Source organism: Caulobacter sp. LARHSG274 (genome assembly GCF_052871235.1).
Map to the genome: position 1 here is coordinate 1 of NZ_JBIXJO010000038.1, position 3194 is coordinate 3194.

The following is a 3194-nucleotide window of genomic DNA, read 5'->3' on the forward strand; positions in this document are numbered from 1 at the left end:
CGTCACCGATCTCCAAGCCGACATCTCAGACTTCATCAACCGCCACAACGCCGACCCAAAGCCGTTCCGCTGGACCAAGTCCGCCGACGACATCCTCGCATCCATCGAGCGGTTCTGCGTCTACAACGCGCCCGTCGAGCAATCCTGAGTTGGCGAACTTTTGAACCGGGACACTAGCCAGCCGCCCGCTTGGCGGCGACGGCGGCGGCCGCGGCGACCGGATGGGCGGCGCGCAGGGCGGCATGGGTGAGGCCGGCGGTCTCGGCGGCGGCGAAATAGCCCTCGGCCGGCAGGCCCTGCAGGGCGACCAACGGGGCCAGACCCTTGGCGTCGCGGCCGAAGGCCATGATCTCGGCGGCGATCTTCTCGGCCGAGCCGGCCAGGTCGTTGGCGTCCAGGGCCAGGCCCGCCAGGCGGGCGTCGCGCAGCACCCGCAGCGCTTCCTTCTCCGGCGGCACCCGGGCGATGACGCCGCGGGTCAGGGCCTTGAGCAGGCCGACCACTTCCAGCAGGCGGCCGGCGGGGGTGCCGCGTGTGACGTCGACCAGCTCCATCATGACGCCGCCGCGCAGCAGGGCCAGGGACAGGCCCGGCGTGCCGGTCAGCATGTCGCGACCGCGCTGGGTGCCCAGGGTGCGGAACGAGGCCGGCACGATCAGGTCCGGGCGGTCGTGGCCCTGGGCGGCTCGGGCGAAGACGGCGGCGTATTTCAGGGCCGCCTCGTCGATGAAGGCGACGTCGCGATCGGGCAGGCGGGAGACGGCCCGGGCGCTGATCTGCTTGCCCGAGCCCAGATGGGTGACGACCGGCTCGATGCGCACGGCCGTGGCCACGTTGCGCCTCAGGCTGATCATGTGCTCGAGGGCGAAGTCGACGCGCAGGGCCGCCCCGCCGCCGGTGGTGAAGGCCACGGGCGTGCGGCGGGTCTCTTCCAGCGGATCGACGTCGAAGCGGATCGGCGAGCGGGTGGAGTCGCGGCGGGCGCGGGCCGCCAGCACCACGGCCGGGTCGATCGGCCGGCAGACCAGGCCGCCGGCTTCGACGCCGATCACCGCCCGCACCCCCAGGTCGTTCGGCTCGGCCGCGCCCAGCAGGTGGGTCAGCACGTCTTCGAGGATGCGCACGCTGGTGGCCTGGGCGGCCAGGCCCTGGTCGTTGTTCATGGCGATCAGGAAGTCGTGCTCGCCGATCCGGGCCCGCAGGTCGCTGCGGTCCAGGTGCTCGGCCAGCTTGCGCTCGACATAGGTCCAGACGTCGACGCGCTTCTTGTCCCACCAGTCGCCGGCCCAGCGGCGGATGGCCTTGACGCTGATGACGTTGACCGAGCCGCGGGCGACCAGATCCGATCCCGCCAGGCGTTGCAGGACGGGTCCGCTGAGCGCCAGGCGCTCGTTGCGGTCTTCGCTGTTTTGGCTCGAATCGAAGGGCATGGTCGCCTTGGCGCGGGAGGAGCCCCAAGAATGCCGGTCCCGCGCTTAACGGCCGGTGCAAAAAGAGGGTTTCCAAAGAGTCCTAACGCTTTGTTGACAAGGCTCGCGGGCCCTTTGCGGCCGAGGCGCGGCTCGAATGCTGCGCTGCGACACCGCGTTGCGGCATGGCGACCGCCGGCCCGGCTTGGCGTTCGCCGCCGCCGGGCGCATAAGGAGCCGATGACCAAACTTCTTTTCGTGGCCGCCGGGGGCGCTTTCGGCGCCGTCGCCCGCTACCTGGTGGGGGGACAGACCCTTCGCCTGTTCGGACCTGGCTGGCCCTACGGCACCTTCACCGTCAACCTGACGGGCGGCCTGCTGATGGGGATGCTGGTCGGCTGGCTGGCCCATCGCGGCGGCGCCAACCAGGAGCAATGGCGCGTTCTGCTCGGCGTCGGCGTCCTGGGCGGCTTCACCACCTTTTCGGCCTTTTCGCTGGAGACCGCGCTGATGATCGAGAAGCGCGCCTACGCCCAGGCCTTTACCTATACGACCGCCAGCGTGATCCTGTCCGTGGCGGCCGTTTTCGCGGGCCTCTTGATCGCCCGCAGGATCTTCGCGGCATGAAAGAAGTTCGTACCCTCTATGTGGACAATGGCGAGGACGGGGTCCGGGTGGACCGCTGGTTCAAGCGCCGCTGGCCGCACCTGAACCACATCCAGCTCAACAAGCTGTTCCGCTCCGGCCAGGTGCGGGTCGACGGCTCGCGGGTCAAGGCCGACACCAAGCTGGCGGCCGGCAGCCAGGTGCGGGTGCCGCCGCTGCCCGACGCCCCCGACCCGGACGAGAAGCTGGTCCTGTCCAAGCGCGATATCGCCTTCGCCAAGTCGCTGGTGCTGTACGAGGACGAGGAGGTGCTGGCGCTGAACAAGCCCGCCGGCCTGGCCGTGCAGGGCGGCACCAAGACCACCCATCACATCGACAAGCTGCTCAGCGCCTGGGGCGAGGGGGTCAACCGGCCCAAGCTGGTCCACCGCCTGGACCGCGACACCTCCGGCGTGCTGCTGCTGGGCAAGACCCCGGCCGCCGCCGCGCGGCTGTCGGGGGCCTTCGCCAAGCGCAAGGCCCAGAAGACCTACTGGGCCATCGTCGCCGGCAATCCGCATCCGACCGAGGGCGTCATCGAGCTGCATCTGGCCAAGCGGGGCGTCGGCGACCGCGAACTGGTGGTGCCGGCCCTGCCCAAGGACCCCGACGCCCAGCCGGCCGAGACCGAGTTCGTCTCGATCAGCCGGGCCGGACCGCGCGTTACCTGGATGGCCCTGCGCCCCCACACCGGCCGCACCCACCAGCTGCGGGCCCACATGAAGGCCATCGGCCACCCGATCCTCGGCGATCCCAAGTACAGCGACGAGAAGTCCGCGCCGCTGTCGGAGGGCCTGAAGCTGCAGCTGCACGCCCGCTCGATCCTGCTGCCGCACCCCTCGGTCGGCATGCTGGCCATCGAGGCCCCGCTCAGCCCGGAGATGAAGGCCGGCTTCGCCAAGTTCGGCTTCTCCGAAGACGAGGCCGAGCACGACCCATTCGCCCGCCGGCAGGTCAAGCGGCGATAGGCGCGGGCGGGCGTCTTCCCCCTCTTTCTTATCTTCCCTCCCCCCTGCGGGGAGGGTGGCCCCGAAGGGGTCGGGTGGGGCCCGGCGCAGGGCGTCGAAGACCGGCCGGCTCAGCAGCCCCCCACCCGACCCTGGCTCCGCCAGGGCCACCCTCCCCACGAGGGGGAGGGAA

The 3194-nt window shown here is 70.8% G+C and carries 3 protein-coding genes; 2 read left to right on the plus strand and 1 reads right to left on the minus strand.

The annotated features are described in order from the left end of the window. Positions 1-173 precede the first annotated feature (173 nt). Complete coding sequence (locus tag ACIPQB_RS26040; protein WP_446488149.1) at positions 174-1430, minus strand: hypothetical protein; 1257 nt, start codon at positions 1428-1430, stop codon at positions 174-176. A gap of 219 nt (positions 1431-1649) precedes the next feature. Between ACIPQB_RS26040 and crcB the strand changes: the two genes are divergently transcribed. Together crcB and ACIPQB_RS26050 are read left to right on the plus strand one after the other, a co-directional pair. Then, the gene (gene crcB / locus ACIPQB_RS26045) at positions 1650-2036 is read left to right on the plus strand and encodes a fluoride efflux transporter CrcB (RefSeq protein WP_446488150.1); all 387 of its coding nucleotides are present in this window, start codon (positions 1650-1652) and stop codon (positions 2034-2036) included. Beyond that, positions 2033-3022: an RluA family pseudouridine synthase gene (locus tag ACIPQB_RS26050; RefSeq protein ID WP_446488151.1), complete on the plus strand. Its 990-nt coding sequence runs from the start codon at positions 2033-2035 to the stop codon at positions 3020-3022. Before crcB ends, ACIPQB_RS26050 begins: the two co-directional genes overlap by 4 nt. The last annotated feature ends 172 nt before the right edge of the window (positions 3023-3194 follow it).

Coding starts and splice junctions, on each gene's coding strand:
- ACIPQB_RS26040 (WP_446488149.1), bottom strand. CDS start 1,430: ATGCCCTTCGATTCGAGCCAAAACAGCGAAGACCGCAACGAGCGCCTG.
- crcB (WP_446488150.1), top strand. CDS start 1,650: ATGACCAAACTTCTTTTCGTGGCCGCCGGGGGCGCTTTCGGCGCCGTC.
- ACIPQB_RS26050 (WP_446488151.1), top strand. CDS start 2,033: ATGAAAGAAGTTCGTACCCTCTATGTGGACAATGGCGAGGACGGGGTC.